The following is a 21,393-nucleotide window of genomic DNA, read 5'->3' on the forward strand; positions in this document are numbered from 1 at the left end:
CTTTCCGTTAGTTTGCCGCGTCGTTCAGTACACGATCAAACTTGTCAATCGGGCAGAATCCATTCGAATCTATCTGGCACCCTTTAAGCTCCAGCGTCACACGCTGCGCCGGTGATTTTAGCGTCAGAACTTCCGCATTACGCAACTGCTGCGAACTCTGGTACACATACTCGATTTTCATCAGATCGCGATTGGCTTTACTGTCATGCCAGCGCTGGAACACGATCTTACCGCCAATCGGCGTACGCTCATTCTGGTTATGTAACTGATACGGTTTGAAATCCAGTGCGGTCAATAGCGACGCGATGTTTGAGTCATGACCGACCAGTACGGTGATTTTCGGCGCGCTGCTGCGCTCGCTCACCAGTGCTTTATCAATGTATTTCACCAGCGGTTGGGCCACATTACGCGCCACCTCGCCCGAGGTAAACAGGCTATCCTGATAACCGTTTTTCAGTTTCGACAGCACTTTCCATTGCTGGTCGGTTTTAATCTCGCCCCAGGCCACCTGATCCATTGGGAACCCTTCGTAATACTGCAGCGTAAAGGCATCGACCAGCGAATTCCCCACCTTCAATGGACCTGACACGCCAGGTTCTTGTTGGTATTTCGCGCTAAAACTGTCTTTGGCGTCGAGAAGCGAGCACTGCTGTTTTTCTTTGCAGGACGGCGAGTCTTTGTAGTTCGTCATCTGCTCCAGCAACTGATAGCTCTCATTAAGATGCATCTGGCTGCGCTCTTTCTCCATCGCGAGAACCGCCTTCTCGCTAAACGCCGCGGAATCATCGGTGATCACCGGATTAAAGGTCGGGTCCATGGTGCCCATTTTTTCCTGATGGTGTACAGGAATGTCGCACCCCGGGAATGCCCCGGTGATAAAGAACTGCGCCGTCGCCACCGTGCGTTGCAGGCTGTTAGCATAGGTGTAGACCGCATCCGGCGCCGGGCATTCGCCTGACTTCACCATCCCCTGCTCTGCCAGCCACTCGCGCATATAGTGGCCCATATACACTTCCAGTATTCCACCTTTGGTGGTGAGCTGACCGCCTGGTACATCCCATTCAGGCCACTTATTTGGCGTAGATTGTTCAAGGACGCTGCCATTATTGGCCAACGGCGCGCGCAGGTTATGTCGGCTCATCATTAACACTTGTTGCAGTTGATAACCTTCCGGCGTGGTCTGCGCCTGCGCGAAACCAGACACCAATAAAAGCCCTGCCACACTTGTCGCGAGTAACGTTCTATTCATCCCTACAACCTCTTGTTGTTATCAAATTTTTCTAAGTGTGACAGAAATATGACATTTTTCCGGGAACGCTTTCGCAAAACGGAAGATTTACCGCAGCGCGGTAATGCCAAAATGAATCTGGAGTTTGCGGATACCCAACGGCGTAAAGGTGACCTGGCGGCTACCGGTCGTGGTTGTGATCCATCGCTGTTGCTCGAAATGGGTCAACAGGGCGGCGCCGAGTACCCCCCCGGTGTGGTAGCGCCGTTCGCTCCAGTCCAGACAGCCGCAGCACCGCTTTCTGCGCGACACGCCAGCGCCGACCTCAATGCCTATTTCGGCGAGTTTGTCCTGTCCCAGCGGCGTTAACGCATCGCCCTCTGTCGTTATCCATTGTCGGGAAATCAGGGTGTCAAAAAGCATGACGGCGATTTCTCCGGCAAGATGGTCATAGCAGGTGCGGGCATGGCGTAACCGGAGCGGCGTAGAAATTTTACGGGATGTGGAAGAGGCCCACGCCACCCCCATTAACCGTTCCAGTAATTGCGCGATCTCGTTGCTTGCCAGGCGAAAATAGCGATGTCGCCCCTGAGCCAGCGAGATAACAAATCGCTGCTCACATAAGCGCGACAGATGCGCGCTGGCGGTGGAGGCCGAAACATCCGCCACCGCGCTGAGTTCCGTCGCCGTCCACGCGCGCCCATCCATTAAGGCGCTCAACATGCGTGAGCGCGATTTATCCGCCATCACCGCAGCGGTCAGCGCCATCCTTGACTCGAGTTCGAACTCCTCTTCATTTTCTGAAATAAACAACGTCATACGATCCTTTTTAACCTGACACCGTGCGTTTAAGACCGGAATATTCGGGTCGACCACCGGGTTTGGCCTCCCTCCGGGAACCAAATCCCGGTGTTTCCCCTCATTCATTGGCTTATGTAAACGGTGTGACTCATTAACCCGGATAATCTGCATTGACCCTGGCACGGAATCCCCGCAAAGTCACGATGGCGCTTATACTGCACGAAGTATCATTTCAAGCCCCAACCCCATCAGGCAGAGTAAAAAGCAGCGTTTAAACACTAACGGTGATATCACCCGGCGCACACGGGTGCCGATCCACTGACCGACGAGCGCGGGAATAATGGCGAATGCAGATAAAGTGACCGACTGAACCGGCAGCGCGCCGTGCCACCACAAGCCGAGCGCTAATGCCAGCGTCGAGAAGGTGAAAGAGATGCCCAACGCCTGTACCAGCTCCTCTTTCTCAAAGCCGAGGGACTGGATCCACGGCACCGCGGGCATCACGAAAACACCGGTGCCACCGGTCAGCAACCCTGTCACTACCCCCACCATCATCGAGACCGGTTTTTCACGTTGCGGATCGACCCGGATTCGTTTCCCGGCCAGCGTCCACAGCGCGTAAAGAATCAGCGCGATGCCAAGCGCCAGTTGAGTACGCCGGGTGTCGCCGCCTGCAATCCAGACGCTGGCAAGCAATGTGGCGACGACGACCATCGAAAGCATCGGCCAGAGACGTTTCAGCAGTGTCCGGGTATTGCCGCCACCGCCGAACTGAAACAGATTGCTGATCAGTGAAGGTAACAGCAGCATCGCGGCGGCGGCGACCGGGGAGACCAGCGCCCCCAAGATCCCCATCGCTACGGTGGGAAGCCCCATACCGGTGACGCCTTTCACCATCCCCGCCAGCACAAAGGTAGCGGTAATCATCAACATCAGGTAAAGCCCAGACTCCCAGAATACGACCATACGTTGTCCTCCCGAAAAAAGCCGATACGCGATGTTGTCCGTTATTCTCAGGGCTTGCTTCGTTGGGGAGCGAAATATGGCTTCCGGGGATGAGCCGTTGAAGAGTCTGGCTGAAAGGCGGCAGGCACGGAAAAATGCCGGGTTTCCCCGGCACAGTTTCAGAACGCGTTAGCCCACCAGAGTCGAAGTTTCATCCCCCAGTAGCTGGTCCAGCCGCTGGTGGTAGACACTACCTCCCCCTTTGAGACGATCACCAGCGTCGGCGTTACGCTGATTTCCCAGCGTCGGGATATCTCGCCGCTCGCATCATTGATCACGGGGAAAGTGACATTTTTGCGCGTCAGCCAGCGGGAGACGTCGGACTCGCTACCAGAGCGTAGCGCAATGGTCATCACGTTTACCCCTTCCTGGTGAAGCCGCGCGACGTCTGGGGTCGTGAAACGACACACGCCGCACCAGCTTGCCCAAAAATAGAGCAAGACCGGTTTCTCTTCGCTGAGTTTCCCCAGGGTGACGGTTTCCCCGTCCACCGTTTGCAGCGGCGTGCTGTCAAAAGAGGGCGGGACCTGTGGCGCACGCCAGGCATCGACCAGCACCGTGACGACAACCAGCAGCGCCAGCAAGATGAGCCCTTCACGCAGCCAGCGCCGTAACTTACTGACCATTGGCCGCCGCCAGTTTCTCTTTGACGACCTCTTCCAGCGTCTCCCAGGGCACGGCGCCAGGGATCATTTCATCCCCGATGATGGTCGCGGGCGTCCCCTGAACCCCCACCAGCCGGGCAAGTTGCAGGTTGGTGCTCAAGGTCTCATTGCTTTTTTCATCCAGCGTCACCGCTGTCGCACCGGATTTTTCCTGCGCCTGGGCAATGCTGGCGGCGGTGTGATACCCCCGTTTCTGCATTAGTTTTTCATGCAGCGCCTGGAACTGTGCAGGATGTTCGCGCCAGGTCGTCAGTGCCGTTCGCGCCGACAGGACCGAGCTTTCCCCCTTAAAAGGCAAAGGCTTAATCACCACTGCAACCTGAGGGTATTTCTGCACAATCTTTTCCAGCATCGGATCAAGCTGTTTGCAGTAAGGGCAGTTGTAGTCCGTAAAGTTGATGAGCGTCAGCGTCGCCTTTTTCGCGCCAATGCGCGGACTGGCAGGATCGTTAAATAACGCTTCCTGAATCAGCGCTTCGATCTGTTTTTCCTGCTCTGGGGTAAACGGTGCCGCCTCTTGCGCCAGACTCAGACCAGAAAACAGGGTGAAGAACAGAACAATCAGGTATTTCATGGCATAACTCCTTTTGCGTTTACCAGCGTTTGCAGGACCATGTCCTGAGTCAGTAAGGTGGGTAACGCCTGACCTTCCGGTATTCCGGGGCCATAAATTTGGTTAAAGGGCACGGCGACGCGGCCACGTTTTTTCAGAAAATCAGACAGCTCAGCGGAAGGCAGCGTCCAGTCGCCGCGCAGGGCGACAACATCCTGCTGTTGCAGCGCCTTCTGCACCGCCTCTTTCTGCAATACGTTGTATTTATTGACCTTGCAGGTGATGCACCAGTCGGCGGTGACGTCGATAAACACTCGTTTGTTTTGTGCCAGCGCCTGCTGAATGGCCTGCTCGCTCAGGGGCTGCCAGACCACGCTCTCTTTTGCCGGAGCGGGAGTGGAGAATCCCAAATGCGGCAGCAGAAGCGTTGCCAGCCAGATTGCGGATCCCAGCATCATCAAACCCAGCAGGCGTCGTAGCCCGTTCATCCAGCGACCGGGACGGGGCAAACTCAGCGCCAGGCCGGGGCGCAGCGCGACCAGCAACCACGGCACGCTCATCCCTAATCCAAGCGCGAGAAACAGTCCCCACAGCGTCGGAAGCGATGCGGTCAGCGCCACCGCCACAGCGGTACCGAGGAACGGCGCGCTACACGGCGTCGCCAGCAGAGTGGCAAACGCCCCCTGCCAGAAGTGGCCGGACATCCCGTTCCCGCCCTGAGTCGCCAGCCGGGTTGTCATTGCCGAAGGAAGCCGGAATTCAAACAGTCCAAACAGGCTCGCGCTGAAGGTCAGCATCACCACCACCATGACGCCAATAAACCACGGATTCTGGAACTGAATACCCCAGCCGAGCGCCTGATTCGTCAACCGCAGCACGGTCATCAGCAGCGCCAGCGCCATGAAAGAGGTGATAATTCCCGCCACCGACGCGAGGAATTGCCGCCGCACCTGTTGTCGGTTTTTCTCCTCCACCAGCAATACGGAGCCGAGTTTCATCCCCAGCACGGGCAACACGCAGGGCATCAAATTGAGAATTAGCCCCCCCAGTAACGCCATCAGAACCACTTGCCAGAGCGGCAAGGCTGCGCTTTCTGTCACTGGCGCAGGGGCGCTACCCACCGAGAGCGTACTCTCCTGCGCGATTCCTTCATTGGCCAATACCAGCGTGACTGTCTTACCGCGGAGATCAGGAGCCCCCTCTCCCCAGCTATCGCGGACAGGGATCGTCGCCTGTAATGTCGTCCCCGCAATCTGGAATTGAGGTTTACCGATTTCCGCGTCATCGACCGTATCGAGATATAACCCAGGGGTTGACCAGCCTCCCGCACGCTCGGCTTCAACCACCAGCTCCCCGGCGCGCGCGCCAACGGTAATGGAATCGGTCAGTCCCTGAGACAGAGGGACTCGCCCCATCGCCTGGGCAAAGTCATGCGCAAAGGTCGCATCCTGGTGGGACGGTGACACGGAAAACGCATAATCGGTCAGCAAACAAACGTTGCTGCACGTCGAAAGCGTCAGAATGCCCTCGATTTTCTCCGGCGCTTTTCCCCGAATCACCAACGGGAAGCTGACCTGGTCGTGATACCCCTGAGTGGTCAGATTCGCCACCTCAAAACGCGAAGGCGTTGGCCAGAACCAGTCGACGTCGGGCATCTCCCCCTTCCAGGTAATCGCAGGAGCAACCCCTCCCTCCCCGGGCGAGCGCCAGTAGGTCTTCCAGCCGTTTTCCAGCTTTACCTCCAGCAACAACCGGGTTTCGCCCTGCGTGGTGGTATCGGCACGCAGTTGCACACGGGCATGGTCATTCTCTGGTGAACGCAGCCAGCCGTCGTCTGCCGCCCAGGATATGGGCAGCCATAGCAATAACAGACAGAACAGCATCTGCCTGAAAACAAGAATCATATTTTTTCTCCATGAATAATTAACTTACCGTTAGCACTAACCGGTCTGTCATTCACGGAACACGCAAAAGCGTAGATGAACTCTGAGAGTGGGGGGCGAGATGGCTCGCGGAGGGAAAAACGGCAGGCGAATAACCCGCAGGGGTGCCAACAGAGCAAGGAGCAGGCAAAGGACCAGAATCGCCCCTTCGAACATCACGGGCGGCGACGCCAGCAGTGATTTTGCGCTCAGTTCGCAGGGTGTAACTGTAGACGTGACCTCTTCGGACGGCGCATCCGGCACAACGGCCACGACGGTCGCGGCGGTTTCCATCTGCAACGCGTGCAGGCCCGCCATGCGCTGCGCGGTGCAAATCATCACCACGACACATGCCAGACACAGAAACCACCATCCCATCCGTTGTCGTTTCGCCATTACACCCTCACTGATTGACGCGGGTTATCTTAGCCCCTGGGGAGGTTTTGGCAACCTTTGGGCTGTAAAGTTATGTCCACAGGCTGATTTCGCGCCCGCAATCCCCTTCAGAAACCCTGTTTCCGTGGAGTCATTTCATTCAGCAAAGTGATGTTTTGGCTGTTTGCAGACGCGTTTCTTAGGATTACCCTACACTTAACGGTGATGTCTTTTCAGGGGATTTCCTTTGCATGCCGTGATTTACGAGAGAGAACGCTATGGAATTAAAGGATTATTACGCCATCATGGGCGTAAAACCGACGGACGATCTCAAGACTATCAAGACCGCCTATCGCCGACTGGCCCGCAAGTACCATCCTGATGTCAGCAAAGAACCCGATGCCGAAACCCGCTTTAAAGAGGTTGCTCAGGCGTGGGAAGTGCTCAGTGATGAACAGCGCCGGGCAGAATATGACCAGTTGTGGCAGCATCGCCACGATCCGCAATTTAACCGCTCATTCCAACAAGGCGAAAGCCAAAGCTACAACACTGAAGATTTCGACGATATTTTTTCGTCGATTTTTGGCCAGCACGCCCGACAGTCTCGCCAGCGCCCGGCAACCCGTGGGCACGATATAGAGATTGAGGTGGCGATATTTCTCGAAGAAACCCTGACTGAACACTCGCGAACCCTCACTTATACAGTGCCGGTGTATAACGCACTGGGTCTTGTGGAGCGAGAAATCCCCAAAACGCTGAACGTAAAAATCCCGGCGGGTGTGGGAAATGGACAACGTATTCGTCTCAAAGGCCAGGGAACGCCAGGCGAAAACGGCGGACCGAATGGCGATCTGTGGCTGGTTTTCCATATTGCGCCGCATCCTCTGTTTGATATCGTCAATCAGGATCTGGAGATCGTCCTGCCGCTGGCACCGTGGGAGGCCGCACTGGGCGCCAAAGTCACCGTGCCGACGCTGAAGGAGAACATTTTGCTGACTATCCCGCCCGGCAGTCAGGCGGGACAGCGTTTGCGCATCAAAGGCAAAGGGCTGGTGAGCAAAAAGCAGACTGGCGACCTGTATGCGGTGATTAAGATTGTGATGCCGCCAAAACCGGATGCCGCCGCAGCAGCCCTCTGGCAACAACTGGCGCAGACACAAACGTCCTTTGAACCGCGCAAAGAGTGGGGGAAAGCATAATGGCGAACGTGACCGTCACCTTTACCATCACCGAATTTTGTCTGCATACCGGTGTGTCAGAAGAAGAACTTTACGAAATTGTGGGTCTGGGTGTGATTGAGCCTTACGAGCACAAAGCCGCCCCCTGGCAATTCGACGACCATGCCGCCGCTGTCGTGCGACGTGCCTTGCGGTTGCGTCACGAACTGGCGCTGGACTGGCCTGGCATTGCCGTTGCGCTCACCTTGCTGGAAGAAAATGCGCAATTAAGAGAGGAAAACCGATTGCTGCGCCAGAGACTTTCGCGCTTTATTACGCATCCATAACCCACAGATTTCCGTAATTAACCGGGGGCTGTAAATTGCCCCCAATATTTGCCAAAAATAAACAATCACCACCCGCCAAATAACACTTTATAGGTATAACGTGGCGCAATACGTTATTTCTCTGCGACACGAACCATTATCAGGATATAAATCAATTTTAGCCGTGGGGTTCCGCCGTAGCATAGTAGCATTATGGATGCACGTTCTGGGAAAGTGAGCGGTCATGAGCGAGACGAAGAGAACACGCTGGCAACGCCGTCAGGGAACAACAGGCGGTAAATTACCGTGGAATGACTGGCGAAATGCCCTGACCTGGCGCAAAGCCACGCAATACCTGCTGCTGGCCATCAATATTTATATTGGCGTTAGTTTCTATTTCTGGGTCCGTTTTTATGAAACGGGCGGCGCCAGCATGTTTATTCCCAGGCCCGGCGGGATTGAAGGATGGTTACCTATCGCCGGGTTGATGAACGCCAGATACACCGTAGAAACGGGTTGGCTCCCCCCTATTCACGCGGCGTCCATGCTGCTGCTGGTGGCGTTCGTACTGATAAGCCTGCTGCTTAAAAAAGCATTCTGCTCATGGCTGTGCCCCGTGGGTACGCTATCGGAACTGCTCGGCAACCTGGGGATGAAATGCGTGGGACGTCAATTTACGCTCCCCCGCTGGCTGGATATTCCGTTACGCGGACTGAAATATGTGCTGTTAAGTTTTTTTCTGTATATCGCGCTTTCAATGCCAGCACAGGGAATTCAGCTCTTTCTCATGTCGCCTTACGGGATAATTATCGACGTTAAAATGCTCAATTTTTTCCGTCACATCGGTATGGCAACTCTCGTTTGTGTGATTATTTTCGCCATCGCCAGCCTGTTTATTCGTAATGTCTGGTGTCGATATTTGTGCCCCTATGGTGCCTTACTTGGCCTTTTTTCTCTGTTATCCCCGTTTAAAATCCGTCGTAATGCCGACAGCTGTATTGATTGTGGGAAATGTGCCAAAAATTGCCCCTCCCAAATACCGGTAGACCGATTAATTCAGGTGAGAACGCTTGAATGTACTGGCTGTATGACGTGCGTTGAATCCTGCCCAGTCGCGTCGACACTGGTATTTTCAGTACGTACACCACCCGGAACACAAACCGTTCCACATCAGAAAACGCGCTGGCAGAACGGCCTCTCGGGGGCCACCATGACCGCACTGGTACTGGGGATCGTATTTGCCACGGTCGGTATCGCTATGCTGGCAGGTGTCTGGGAGAGTCCCGTTCCCGAACATCTCTATTTCCGGCTTATTCCGCAAGCAAACATGATTGGGCATTAATTGAACGAAGCGGGCGATACACCAGGATAAAGCATAACCCCTGCACCAGGGGTTATACTCGCTGGCGGGAATTTTAGGGTTATCGATGCTATACTTGGGAGCACTTGCGGGTGGTTTAAAAAAGGGAAGTTACCAGCTTGTCTCCGAATAAATATATCAGCGCCGTTATCATCATCATTGCCTGTACGACATCGATTTTTTTTGCCCTCTTCGCTCATGAATACCGTAGCCTTCAACGCTACATGGGATACATTGCTGAAAACGGAAAGTCTGCGTTATTCCATGAGGAGTTCATAAACCAGGATATTGCATTTCGCCTATCGAGAGCATTTTCATCCACCGCATCTGCGTCAGTAAATGAAACGGATGAGATGGCTGACGTATACAAACATGTCGAATCAGTGAACACGATTTTCGGTTTAAATCTGGTGGGTAAAACCCTGCCCACTCTGGAGGGTACGCTACAAACGCACAATCCCTCGTGCGCACAATGGGGCCATGACGTCTCCGCGCTGCCCATCATTCAACATGCAAACACAATAATTTCGTCACGGTACAGTTTTTCGAACTACAACGGATATGTGTTCAAAAACATGCGGTATTATATTGATCTTGCACATAATTATATTTACATCAATCAATTAGTTGATACCCGGCACTACAAATTCAGTAACTGGCTGGTTGCCGATGATGACAGCATCAATATTGTTCGTAGCGCCCACACCATCAATATTGACACCACGGCATTAAATGACTTAATGCAGGGTGAAAACATCGTTTCGCATATTTATCATGATGGTTTTACAAAGAAAAATATCATCAGCATGCTGACCCCTGTGTTCCGTCACAATATCGTGAAAGGAATATTAATTACCGATATCAACATTAATGATCTGGCAACCTCGTTCCATACCCTTGATCGCCCTCTGCTGTGGCAATTTTTATCGCTTTACGTCACTGATAATACCACCCGTGACAATATCATTTTCCATAGCCCGTATATTAAAACGGCAGATGCCATTAATTATGAAGAGCCGATAACACAGTACTACACTCTGCATATTAAACTTGATGCGATTTATCTAATCATCAGCAATATGTGGTTAGTCGTACTTTATCTATTCAGTACCTGGCTGCTCTGCCGTTATGCTAAACAACAGTTTATACGTCATATGTCACTGTCTCATGACAATGTCACCGATGCGATGACCGGTCTCTACAATCGCAAAATAATGAACGTCAATCTTGAGCAAAAAATCCGTACTCTGCTGCAGAAAAAAATCGCCATCACGGTCATTTCGATCGACAGCGATGGGTTGAAAAAAATCAACGACACGCTGGGGCATCATATGGGCGACAAAGCCATTCAATCTCTGGGCATGGCGATAGCCCAATCAATTCGTAAAAGTGACTACGGTATACGACTGGGCGGAGACGAATTCAGCCTGATTTTGATCGATTATACGCTGGCGAAATCCTGGGATGTCATTGCCCGAATCCAGGAAAACCTGACCACACTGGATGAAGAAAAACTCGTGGCCTTCTCCTATGGCTGTTATCAACTGCATTCTGATGACACGCTGGAAAGCGCACTGTTAAAAGCGGACGATTTGCTGTATCAGCATAAACGGAATAAATACGGTATTCAGGAGCCGGGTAAGATCTGAGCGCGTCAACGTATCGCCAATATGGGGACATCAAAATCACCCGCGTTGGCGTAAATCCTGTAGAACACATACAGGGCTGCGCCAACGTGGGAAATGCTACACTAACAGTTTTGCCAGACCTTGCTCTAGTACGGGTATCGCCGCACCGTACACGCCAAGATCACGGTTCACCTGACTGACCGATAACACCGGAATGGTCTGACCAAAGAAGTTGTTTTGCTGTTCAAAACCGTCACAGAATGCGTGCCATATGCCCGCATTTTTTACGAAGGGACCGGAAACAACCAGTTTTTTAGGGAAAAAGACACGACAGACATTAGACGCGGCGGTGGTCATCTGATCTACCGCTTGTCGCACCGCCGGATTATCAGACAACGCTCTGGATTCCAGCATAGTCGCAATATGCTCTTCATCATCCCCTGCCTGAAAACCATCGCCCAGAACCGCGCGTCCAATGGACCATAATGCAGCGACCGTTTCCAGACAGCCTTTTTGTCCACAGTGACAAAGGCCATTCTGTCCTGGAATATGCCAGTGTCCTATTTCACCGAAGGCATAACCGCCTTCAACAATGTTGTCCCCGGACTGGCCAAACGCAAAACCGACGCCGTATCCCCAGTGCAAAAGCAATGTGCTTTCATTTTGCTGGAGGAGGTGGATCAGTAATTCGTTATCCAGTGTGCGCGACAGAGTGACTGAGTGTTCTTTATCCGGAAAAATATTTCTGATGTCCAGGTTATGCATCCTGGGCCAGCGCGAAGTGTGGATCCAGCGGTGAGTCGTCCGATCAAATACACCGCCAAGCGAAAAAACAGTCCCGGCTAATTCAGCACCTGCCGGTAACTTCATCACGATACTGTTATAGAGATTCAGAAAAATTGCTTCCAGGGCCGCATTGTCGCTATCGGGTGAAGCCTCAACATGCTCATGCGCGATAATCTGCGCAGCCAGGTTGACCATAAAGGTATGCACCGACTGACTGATCACCTGAAAAACGATGGTCACCACTCTGTTGGCGTTAACACCCAGCGTCAGCGACGGTCGCCCTCGCCCAACATGTTCGCTGGGTTCTTCCGTTAACAGGCGAGCCTCCAGAAGTTCAGCCACATAATCAGAGATCGTGGTGGAACGAATTGACAGTCGTTTGGTGGCTTCGCTTCGGGTTTTCACCTCTCCCTTTAGTACCGCAAGGAAAACACGTTCTTTATCATTGAGTAAGGCGCGAGTGATCGGCAAATGGGTCAAAAAGTCTATTGTGGGTTTGTTATTCATGCTCTTTTTAAAACATTTCAGGTTCAGACCAGGACATTAGCAGTAATCCCTCATCGTGGTAATCACGAGGGGGGTTATGCCAGCAGAGCTACCCGACAAAGTATCCTGAAAGGTAGCGCATCAATCAACTCTGATTTGCTTTTACAGGAGAAGGAACAAACGGTTACAACGTTGGGGAAACAGTTTAAATGCAGAGAGCTAGCATTGCAGGGGCATTGCTGCCCCTGTTTTTAGTTGTAGCGCCTACTGATGCCAGGCGCGATATGACACTCAATGACGGCATTGTTGTCATCCCAGACCACCCTGGATTCAGGGCGAATTTGCGAATGATGAACCATTGCCTTTTGCATAACCCTGCCCGGGTGGGCGCTTGCCATCTCCACGGCTTCGTCAAAACTGGCGATATTCCAGTACATCAAATTACGCACTGCCTGATCCAGGGTCAGACTGGATCCCGCCAGATTACTGGCACCCGGCTGGCGTACCGTACCATCGTCAGCAAGTTCCACCTTCACTCCGGCAAAAGAATACATCCCAGAGTTCTTGCAGGCTGCTGCACTCATCGCATCCGTCACCAGAATTGAGCGGGTCAACGTTTTCGCGCGCAGAAGGTTTTTGAGCGCGAACGGGGGAATATGTAACCCATCAGCAATAAAGCAGGCATCCAGCGCATCACAACTCAGTTGCGCCTGTAATGTGTTATCCAGCTTAGGCAATGTCTGAGGAATGCCATTACCAAGATGTGTACACAAACTGAGCCCTGCCTCAACAGCCTTCTGAAGTTGAGCATAGCCGACGCTGGAATGCCCGACCGCAACACATTTTCCCCTTTCCGTTAACGTCCGCACAAACGCGCTACTGGCATCAAATTCGGGGGCGCAGGTGACCAACAGAATCGATCGTGAAAGTCCCTTTTCGATGTCATCAATCAGCCGAATATCCGGAGCAAGCATATCTTGTGGAGGATGACACCCGGCATATCCCTCTGCCGGATTCAGGAAAGGTCCTTCCAGATGATATCCCGGGACCATCAACGCCCCGAGCTTACTCCCGGTCACGGCTTTATCCAGCGCCTGAAAGCGCCTGATAAGCACAGGGCCGGAAGCCGTAATCAGCGTTGGCAGACAGCAGGTCACGCCGGTTTTCAGCATGGCTTCCAGCGCAAAGTCCAGCATTTCGGCTTCAATGCTTTCATCATTGAAATCTACACCGGCAAACCCATTCACCTGTATATCAAACAAACCTGGAGTGACTTTCATCTTTCATCCCTTACGGTCTGGTCATAAGCGAGGCGGATTCATTATCCAGAAATACCTCGCAGGCAGCATGACGTTGAACAATAGAGGCTGGAACAGTATTCACCACAGGGCCTTGCAGAGCATCTTTTACAGCCTGCGCTTTACGTGCATCCGGAATGCTCAGGATCAGCACCCTGGAGAGCATAATCTGATGGATGCTCATGGAGATAGCGTGTGACGGCACCTCCTCTAAGCAACTGAACCATTTTTCGCCCAACTGCTGGCGGCGACAGGCTTCGTCCAGTTCAACCTTCAGATAAGGTACCGTTGTTGTAAAATCTGCCGGTGGATCGTTGAAAGCCAGATGGCCGTTTTCACCGATCCCTGCAAAGCAAACGTCAATATCCTGCGCGCTAATCAATCGGTTCAAACGAGCAAGCTCCAGGTCAATATTCTCAGCAGAGCCATCAACCCCCACAAACTGGTGCAATCCTGAAAGCTTTTCGACAACACGTTCGCGCAGATAACGCCGGAAACTGGCCGGATGATCTTCGCCTAACCCAATATATTCATCCAGATGAAAAATCGTCACTCGCGACCAGTCAATATCCGCCTTGATGAGATTTTCCAGCATTTGAAACTGACTGGCTCCGGTCGCCAGAATAATGGCAATATGCGCTTTCTGAGCCAGTGCGTTTTGTATCGCAAGAATACCTGCTTCCGCTGCTTTTACACCCAAAATGTCTTTATTGTCTGAAATTATGATATTCATGTTTACCTCATTGATTAATTTTTAATACTATCTCTGGACCTACATTAATGATGTTCTTTTAATCCCTTCGCCATTTGCACCGCGACTAAGGTCAACAGGCTACAAAAGATCAGGTAATAGATCAGAAGGGTCGGCTCTCCATCACCAAAGGTGATGAGCGCAGCGGCAATAACCGGTGTGGAACCTGCAAAAATAACGCTGTTAAGTTCACGCGATAACGCGATGCCGGAATAGCGGTACTGAGTCGGGAAGAGATTCGCAAGAAATGCCCCCTGAGCTCCCGACGTTGCGCCGTGTCCAATACCGTAAGCGATACACATCCCGATGGTGGCCAGCACAATATCGCCGCTATTAAGAAACCAGAACAGCGGGAAAGCAAAGGCACCAAGGAAAATAGCGCCAAACGAGAAGACAACCGTAGTGCCATATTTATCGGCCATTTTTCCCATGACCGGCGTCATGAGGGTATTTACCGTCACGGCAATCATCAGTGCCATTAGTCCTTCAGATTTCGCCATCCCTAAGGTATTCGTCAGATAACTGATACTGAAAACGCTGAGCAAGTACCCATTTGCCTGGTGGCCCGCCAGACTGAAGAAACCGCAAATAAGGCTTTTAGGACTGTTCATGATCAACGCTTTAATCGGGACGGCCTCGGTTTTCTTATTACTCTCGGCCTTCTCCATCGATTTTACGTATTCAGGCGTTTCATCCAGATGTTTACGGATATAAATAGCCACAATAAACAACACAATGGAGAACAGGAACGGAACACGCCATCCCCAGCTCATAAAGGCTTCATCCGGTAACTGGGTGACCAGGAAAAAAGCCAGCGATGAAAGAAGAATGGCCACGCCCGTGGAGGCATTGATCAGTGAAGTGTAAAACCCTCGCTGATTAGCAGGCACGTATTCGGCAACAAAGGTCTGAGCCCCCGCCAGTTCTGCGCCGGAACCAAACCCTTGCATCAGGCGAATAACGACCAGGGCAATGGTCGCCCAGATACCGATGTGGTGATATGTCGGCAATAATCCCAATGCCAGTGTTGCAATCCCCATTAATAATACGGCAAAAATCAGGGCGGGTTTACGCCCGTAACGATCACCAATATGCGCAATAATCACCCCTCCCAGGGGACGAGAAACAAAGCCAACCGCAAAGGTTAAAAAAGCGGCCAGCGTTGCAATGGTAGGAGAGAGATTGGGAAAATAGAGTTTATTGATGACCAGCCCCGCAGCGGCGCCGTATAGCGAATAGTCGTACCATTCAATAACGGTGCCGGAGATGCTGGCAAACATGACTTTGCGAATCGTTTTTTTACTGGCCCCCTGCTCTGCAGGGATATCCAGTATGCTACCTCGGTCTAAATTTGCTTCACTCATTGCTCCCCCTGAACTTCATTAAACAATTGTTTTAAAACAATAAAAAACATTGTCTGGTCTGGATAACAAGCGGACATCAACCTCGCGTGCAATGACGGTATCACTACGGCATCTATTTTTGAACGAGATCGTTCAAAAATAGAGTTGTAAATGTGACAGCTGTCATGACAAACGGGATTTATGAGTAAAAATGGGTCTGAAAGGACTGTCTGGTTCGACGTTGCCGGGAATGATATCCAGGTGACGGTTTCAATGGTGTGTCTGACGCGGGACTAGAATTTGTTGTGGTGACGGTACAAGCGATTACCCCCGGCCTCACGCCGGGGGTTTTAACCATTAAGACTGGGTTACATCTCTGATTGATCGCGGTGTTGTTCGAAATAGTTTCTCGCCTTATCGTCCGCGTCTTTAAAGGCGGCAGGCGTTAAATTCTGCTTTGCGCTCTCCATAGAAGCCCGCGCATCAGAATTTTCATTGGCGACGGCCACCGCAGACCAGATATAGGCTTGTGCATAATCCTGCTTCACCCCTTTCCCTTCCAGGTACATGCTTCCCAGCAGACCCTGAGCCCTTGCATTCCCCTTCCTGGCGGCTTTATCAAACCACTCAATGGCTTTTTTATCGTCCTGGGCGACACCGTTACCGTCTAAGTACATCATCCCAAGATCCGTCTGAGAGCCCGTGTCTCCCTGCTCAGCGGCCTTGCTAAACCACTCCAGCGCTTTCTTATTGTCCTGAGCGGTTCCCTCTCCTTTTAAATACATTGAGCCGAGCATGCCCTGCGCCAGCATATCGCCCTGGGGAGCGGCCTGGTTAAATAACGTAAACGCTTTCTGGTAATCCTGAGCCACACCGACGCCCTCGCCGATGTAATACATAACACCCAGCATGCTCTGGCCCAGTGCATCGCCGTGACTGGCGGCTTGCGTCAACAGCTCACGCGCTTTTTTATGATCCATACTAACGCCATCACCCTCAAAGTACTTTCTGCCGAGTAATGCCTGCGCCTTAGCATCTCCCTGCCCAGCCGCTTTACCCAATGCCTTGACGGTGTTGTAACCCTCTAACAGCGCTTTATTGCTTTCAAGAAAATGCTTCGCATCGGGATTTCCTTGTTCAACCGCCCGGTGAAGCCACTCTATCGCAAGATAGTTTCCCCGTCCGGCTGCCTGACTAAGCCACTCAACCGCTTTCTTATTACCCTGTTCGGCGTCTTTGTTGAACCACTCAATGACCTTACCGTCATACCACCGTGCCCCCTCACCATCGAAGTACATCAGGGCGAGGAAATAGCGCGCATCGGCATTGCCCTGTTCCGCAGCCTGGGTCAGCCATTCAACGGCTTTCTTGTCGTCCTGCTGTACGCTCTGACCTTCAAAGTACATGATACCAAGGTAGTACTGTGCATCGACCTTCCCCTGCTTAGCCGCTTTGCTAAACCACTCGGCCGCTTTCTTGTCATCCTTCTGCCCCTCCTTTCCCTCGTAATACATGAGCGCAAGAAGGTGCTGCGCATTAACGTTTCCCTGCTCTGCAGATTTGATTAGCCACTCGCGCCCTTTGCTGAGGTCCTGCGGCACCTCTTTTCCCTTTAAATAAACGGCCGCAAGAACGAACTGAGCCTCTGCATCCCCCGCCTCTGCACCTTGCTGTAAAACAGTCATAGGCTCTTTTTTCCACTCTTTTGCGTGTCCCTGCGATGCGCCAGCGCCCCATAATAAGCCGATGAAAGTTAAGGCGAAGAGAGGTCGAATGTTCATATAACGTAATCCTTGTTAAGAAAAATGCACATAATGGAGATGGCACACTAACAATCCAACCCGTTTGACCAACGGTTGTGATCTGTATCAGAACTATGAGTCGTCGACTTGATAAAACGCGGAAAAAATGCCCTTAAAATTCAGGGAATTCAACTGAAGCGTATGGCATTTACTCAGCGGACGCCGCCGCAGGGAATGCAAACAGTGGGGGGAATCCAGCACAGACCAGAGATACGGTTAGCCGAAACGCCCCCATTAATGAATGGTAACGGGCACTGCCTGTTGAAATAAGTTGGGCATTACGCCGGATTAGGTCCAAGTCGGGACAATAGCACTGCCGCACGAGCTGCGGTGTTCGGACCGGCCCCTTTTGCCTGCTCAGCGAAAGCAATAACTTGCGCTCGATGTGTCTTAAGTGCGGAAGCGTTGAACTCAGAAAGCACAACGACGGCATTGAAGATACCGTTCTCATTGGAGGGATGGCTTTTAGCAAAGGATATGATCGCATCAACCGCTCCAGGATCGTTCCGCCAACCTTGAATGATTTGCTGTGCAGCCGTTATACGGGTACTGGCATCTGATGCGAACAGATCCTGAAGTAGTGTCTCTATTCGCTGGTCAATAGAGTTACGAGCGGCTTCCTGCACCGACTTATCCTTGTCTGTTTGTTCTATCGTGCGTGCCAACGCTGGGCCCTCTTCCGGGAGGGCAATTATCACCGCTTGAACGGCTAACTGACGTTCCTGTGGGTTCACACTGGTCAACGATTTCATAAGGGTATTAATGAGATTCGCCTGTGAAACACGCACGCTCTCCCGAGCAAGCGCTCTATCGAGACCTGCGCGCTTTTCCTGGGATGCAATTTCTGCATCCTTGATTGCCTGACCGATGAAGTAACCGGCCAGGGCAATAGCAGCAGGGATAAGGATCGCCGCAAGCGATGTAATGCGGTCCCAAACATCCTTATCGGAAAAAGACACAGCATGTTTTCTGGGCTGAGATCGCGTCGTATGAGAAGCTGAAGAAACACGAGAAGAAGGAGCACTCATTCAAAACCTCCAGAAATTTATTCGCAACGCATCACGGATGGATCCAGAATGCACTCTCGGCAAATTGCTCACCATTCCACCCGTTGATTTTACCCGTACCAAAGCGAAAGTTATTCTCACCGGCCTGACTCTGCAGCGGCGCGACCAATTCAGTACGGGGCGCTTCAGCTGATACGCCATGCTATTCCGGTAGCCCCGGTTCATTGAGCGAATGCCCCCCGCGAGTTCAACTCTTCGCATCACCTTGCCAGGTTTCCGTGGCATGTACCCAGCGACGAAAAAATCCACCGTCAAAGGTGAATCGGCAAGCAAAGGTTCTATTTTTCTGAAACTGACTCTTAAACCACCTCACATCATTCGCATTGGGCATGAAGCTATCTCGCCGGTTCAGATTACCTACAGACATATGTGGGTCAGTTGTTCCCTATTCCCAGGGGCGGACTTTCAGTCTCAGTACACCCTTAATACCAGGAGCCCGGGATTGTTCGAATGGCAACGCAATATCGTGACTGCTCTGTTTATCCTGGAAGTGCATGTCCTCATCCACAGTAGCGGTGATACCTTCGTTCCAGGACAAGTTGACGTGCCAATCGGCATTGGGATTATGGACTGGAGGTGGTGTCAATTTGACGGTTGCGGTACCGCGAAACAAATCAGTTCCTTCATAGTGGACGTCAGGCAAAAATCGACGGTCGATCACATAGTCTGGCGTTTTGACCACGACGGTCATGGAATAGGAAAGCGAAGGATCGGAATCCACCTTTGCCCATTTCGACAGAAATACACTGGAGAGGTAGATACTCCGCCGATTTTTATTTTTTCCTGTCAGATCTTCGTGGCTTCGACAGGCAGGCGAATCCTCGACGGACTGTCTGCGGGTAAGGAACCAGCGCTTACCTTTTGGGGCGGCACGGAACTCGAATTGGTAACCGGCTTCCAGTGTCTTACCGGCCTGTACCTGCTCTTCCACTTCCGGCGGCAATGAAACGCTCTCAATATCCAGATAAATATCAACGCGAACGTCGCCAAAGAGGAAGCGAATCAGGTTCTGATATGCCTCTTCGGAATTGACTATACCAAAGAAGCCAGAATGGGAGCGATAGGCGTACGCTGTAGCCACTTGCGTCTCGCTGTTTGGCACTAATCGGTCATTGCCATCAGTCTTAATGCCCCACAGAGAAGCATTATCGATACGCACCAAACCATCACTTCCACTGCCGACGAAAGCCCGAACGGCACCCTGTAACACCTCATAGTCACCACGATTGGTACCTATCATGCAGAATATCCGGTCTGGTGATAGTGCAGACTCAGGGATCAGGTCAACGCGCCCGTCGAATTTGGGTGCGATCTTCGTTAAGTTAAAGTAATTCACCATCTCTTTGCGACTGAAGGTATTTGCCTGTGCTGGAGTCAGCCAGCTCGGGACATTAACCCCCAGAGCATCAATACCGTTGTGCGGTGTGGCAAAGGTGAAAAACTTGTCGACGCTTTCGCGAGCCTCCTTGTAATTGACCTGGCCCTGCAAGAACGCCCGGGCAATCAGTCCCCCCATCGAATGCGCCACCAGATAGCAGCGAAAATCCTCGGCAGCTATCGCAGGTTCGCCATCTACCCGGTACTGAAGAACCAGTTCCTTGACCTTCAGTATTAGACTGTTCAGACGCTTAGCATATTCTGTAACGTTACGGGACTCGCCATTACCGAACCATTCAGAACCATCATCGTAATACCTCAGGATCACTATTGAGGCGGGAGGGATACCGGGAATTGGCACCCCCTTTTCATTACGTGCCGGTTCCCAGTTCTCATCCAGGATATCAAAGCCGTTTTGATATACGTGCTGATACTTAAACTCACTCATCAAGCGTACTATCGGTGATTCAAAAACCATTTTTTCTGGTGGCCTGTCTTTGCTCTCAGAAGCGCGATAGAGAGTCGATCCGATGTTAAACCCACAGAAAGGATCTGCTGATGTTTCGTTACGTTCACCCACAGTCATTGCATAGCCGCGGATATAGATGATGGGGTATCTGTGCATAACAAACACTCTCTATTTGTATTACCTGATTGAAAATACAGGATAATTAGAAACAAGCTTGGCTAGCGTGCAAAGCACGCAATCATTTGCTGATGAAATGCGTATTTATTGCCAGTATTTTCAGTTTATTATTGCTATCAAATTGGCATACTAAATATTAACTTTCGTACTATTTTCATCTTAATAATCATGCAAAATAATGATGATAGCCTGTCTGCCGGATAACCAGGAAGGTACAGAAAATAAACTGACCACGCTCAGCAATCTGTTGTTCCTCGAAATGCTGCAGGACCGCCCGCACAGATAAAAGAACGGGACATCCGTTTTGCGTTTAATGAGCTTTTGCTGCTGCCACCTACGTAACTGACTTTTTCTGTACCACGGTGCTGCGCCCCGGCCAGATAATATTTTTCATTCTACCCGGGAGTAATCACTCGTTTTTGATGCCCTCGCAGTTGCCAGTCCGCTCCGATTTTTGGATTGAGGTGGATATCCACTTCACCTTCATAAAATACCGGGTGCTCCACGTTGCGTTCGTCCAGCTCTTTATGGATTGCGGCCATCTTTCCATTAATTTCGTCTGTTACCATTTGTGCTGAAACACGTGGGTTAGTAGGCTTCTGGCACTGCGAGCTAAGTTGCAATGAGTTGAAAAAATGACTAACTCAATTTAGTGATTTATTTATCCAGCGGATTGAGCGTAGCAGTATGTGATCTCCTTTCCCGGTTCCGTGTTTTTTGACGGGATTCGCTTTCTCACAAAACCGATATTTTACTGCAGGCGCCAGCATAAGCATATTGATAACATAACTAAAAAAACAGCATTATAAAGGTGGCT

The 21,393-nt window shown here is 51.6% G+C and carries 18 protein-coding genes and 1 pseudogene; 4 read left to right on the top strand and 15 right to left on the bottom strand.

Features of this window, described 5'->3' with window-relative positions:
* Nucleotides 1-7 precede the first annotated feature (7 nt).
* The 7 genes from agp to JM656_RS13465 all read right to left on the bottom strand — a co-directional run bounded on the left by agp (nucleotide 8) and on the right by JM656_RS13465 (nucleotide 6,570).
* A complete protein-coding gene (agp, locus tag JM656_RS13435; RefSeq protein ID WP_203358221.1) occupies nucleotides 8-1,249 on the bottom strand; it encodes a bifunctional glucose-1-phosphatase/inositol phosphatase in 1,242 nt (413 codons plus the stop codon).
* Between the two features lie 87 nt (nucleotides 1,250-1,336).
* Complete coding sequence (locus JM656_RS13440; protein WP_238929149.1) at nucleotides 1,337-2,047, bottom strand: helix-turn-helix transcriptional regulator; 711 nt, start codon at nucleotides 2,045-2,047, stop codon at nucleotides 1,337-1,339.
* Nucleotides 2,048-2,239: 192 nt separating this feature from the next.
* Nucleotides 2,240-2,995 (bottom strand): sulfite exporter TauE/SafE family protein, encoded by a 756-nt coding sequence (locus JM656_RS13445; RefSeq protein ID WP_203358222.1) that lies wholly within the window; start codon nucleotides 2,993-2,995, stop codon nucleotides 2,240-2,242.
* A gap of 158 nt (nucleotides 2,996-3,153) precedes the next feature.
* On the bottom strand, nucleotides 3,154-3,660 hold the full coding sequence (locus JM656_RS13450) for a protein disulfide oxidoreductase (protein ID WP_203358223.1): 507 nt from the start codon (nucleotides 3,658-3,660) through the stop codon (nucleotides 3,154-3,156).
* Nucleotides 3,650-4,273: a DsbA family protein gene (locus JM656_RS13455; RefSeq protein ID WP_203358224.1), complete on the bottom strand. Its 624-nt coding sequence runs from the start codon at nucleotides 4,271-4,273 to the stop codon at nucleotides 3,650-3,652. The genes JM656_RS13450 and JM656_RS13455 overlap by 11 nt, the downstream gene beginning before the upstream one ends.
* Nucleotides 4,270-6,156, bottom strand: coding sequence for a protein-disulfide reductase DsbD (locus JM656_RS13460; protein WP_203358225.1), 1,887 nt, complete (start codon nucleotides 6,154-6,156; stop codon nucleotides 4,270-4,272). The genes JM656_RS13455 and JM656_RS13460 overlap by 4 nt, the downstream gene beginning before the upstream one ends.
* A 48-nt stretch (nucleotides 6,157-6,204) precedes the next feature.
* The gene (locus tag JM656_RS13465; RefSeq protein ID WP_203358226.1) at nucleotides 6,205-6,570 is read right to left on the bottom strand and encodes a copper resistance protein; all 366 of its coding nucleotides are present in this window, start codon (nucleotides 6,568-6,570) and stop codon (nucleotides 6,205-6,207) included.
* A 257-nt stretch (nucleotides 6,571-6,827) separates the two neighbouring features.
* On the opposite strand from JM656_RS13465, the gene cbpA reads away from it, so the two are divergent.
* The 4 genes from cbpA to dgcJ all read left to right on the top strand — a co-directional run bounded on the left by cbpA (nucleotide 6,828) and on the right by dgcJ (nucleotide 11,041).
* A complete protein-coding gene (gene cbpA, locus JM656_RS13470; protein WP_203358227.1) occupies nucleotides 6,828-7,748 on the top strand; it encodes a curved DNA-binding protein in 921 nt (306 codons plus the stop codon).
* Nucleotides 7,748-8,053 (top strand): chaperone modulator CbpM, encoded by a 306-nt coding sequence (gene cbpM, locus JM656_RS13475; protein WP_203358228.1) that lies wholly within the window; start codon nucleotides 7,748-7,750, stop codon nucleotides 8,051-8,053. The genes cbpA and cbpM overlap by 1 nt, the downstream gene beginning before the upstream one ends.
* Before the next feature lie 223 nt (nucleotides 8,054-8,276).
* Nucleotides 8,277-9,374 (top strand): 4Fe-4S binding protein, encoded by a 1,098-nt coding sequence (locus JM656_RS13480; protein WP_203358229.1) that lies wholly within the window; start codon nucleotides 8,277-8,279, stop codon nucleotides 9,372-9,374.
* A 137-nt stretch (nucleotides 9,375-9,511) separates the two neighbouring features.
* Complete coding sequence (gene dgcJ, locus JM656_RS13485; protein ID WP_255565689.1) at nucleotides 9,512-11,041, top strand: diguanylate cyclase DgcJ; 1,530 nt, start codon at nucleotides 9,512-9,514, stop codon at nucleotides 11,039-11,041.
* A gap of 96 nt (nucleotides 11,042-11,137) precedes the next feature.
* Here dgcJ and JM656_RS13490 read toward each other — a convergent pair whose 3' ends face one another.
* From JM656_RS13490 to JM656_RS13525, 8 genes and pseudogenes are all read right to left on the bottom strand, one after another.
* The gene (locus tag JM656_RS13490) at nucleotides 11,138-12,313 is read right to left on the bottom strand and encodes an ROK family transcriptional regulator (RefSeq protein WP_203358230.1); all 1,176 of its coding nucleotides are present in this window, start codon (nucleotides 12,311-12,313) and stop codon (nucleotides 11,138-11,140) included.
* A 230-nt stretch (nucleotides 12,314-12,543) separates the two neighbouring features.
* Complete coding sequence (locus JM656_RS13495; protein ID WP_203358231.1) at nucleotides 12,544-13,572, bottom strand: N-acetylglucosamine-6-phosphate deacetylase; 1,029 nt, start codon at nucleotides 13,570-13,572, stop codon at nucleotides 12,544-12,546.
* A gap of 10 nt (nucleotides 13,573-13,582) precedes the next feature.
* Entirely contained in the window at nucleotides 13,583-14,323 is a 741-nt protein-coding gene (locus JM656_RS13500; protein WP_203358232.1) for a glucosamine-6-phosphate deaminase, read from the bottom strand.
* A gap of 44 nt (nucleotides 14,324-14,367) precedes the next feature.
* A complete protein-coding gene (locus JM656_RS13505) occupies nucleotides 14,368-15,705 on the bottom strand; it encodes an MFS transporter (RefSeq protein WP_203358233.1) in 1,338 nt (445 codons plus the stop codon).
* A gap of 347 nt (nucleotides 15,706-16,052) precedes the next feature.
* A complete protein-coding gene (locus tag JM656_RS13510; RefSeq protein WP_203358234.1) occupies nucleotides 16,053-17,465 on the bottom strand; it encodes a tetratricopeptide repeat protein in 1,413 nt (470 codons plus the stop codon).
* Between the two features lie 299 nt (nucleotides 17,466-17,764).
* Entirely contained in the window at nucleotides 17,765-18,514 is a 750-nt protein-coding gene (locus tag JM656_RS13515) for a hypothetical protein (RefSeq protein WP_203358235.1), read from the bottom strand.
* 424 nt (nucleotides 18,515-18,938) lie between these two features.
* Nucleotides 18,939-20,555 (bottom strand): hypothetical protein, encoded by a 1,617-nt coding sequence (locus tag JM656_RS13520; RefSeq protein ID WP_203358236.1) that lies wholly within the window; start codon nucleotides 20,553-20,555, stop codon nucleotides 18,939-18,941.
* A 335-nt stretch (nucleotides 20,556-20,890) separates the two neighbouring features.
* A pseudogene (locus JM656_RS13525) lies at nucleotides 20,891-21,121 on the bottom strand (IS630 family transposase); the annotation flags it as partial.
* Nucleotides 21,122-21,393 lie beyond the last annotated feature (272 nt).

The sequence above is a fragment of the Citrobacter sp. R56 genome, assembly GCF_016811995.1.
In the GTDB taxonomy this organism is placed as follows: Bacteria; Pseudomonadota; Gammaproteobacteria; order Enterobacterales; family Enterobacteriaceae; genus Citrobacter_D; species Citrobacter_D enshiensis.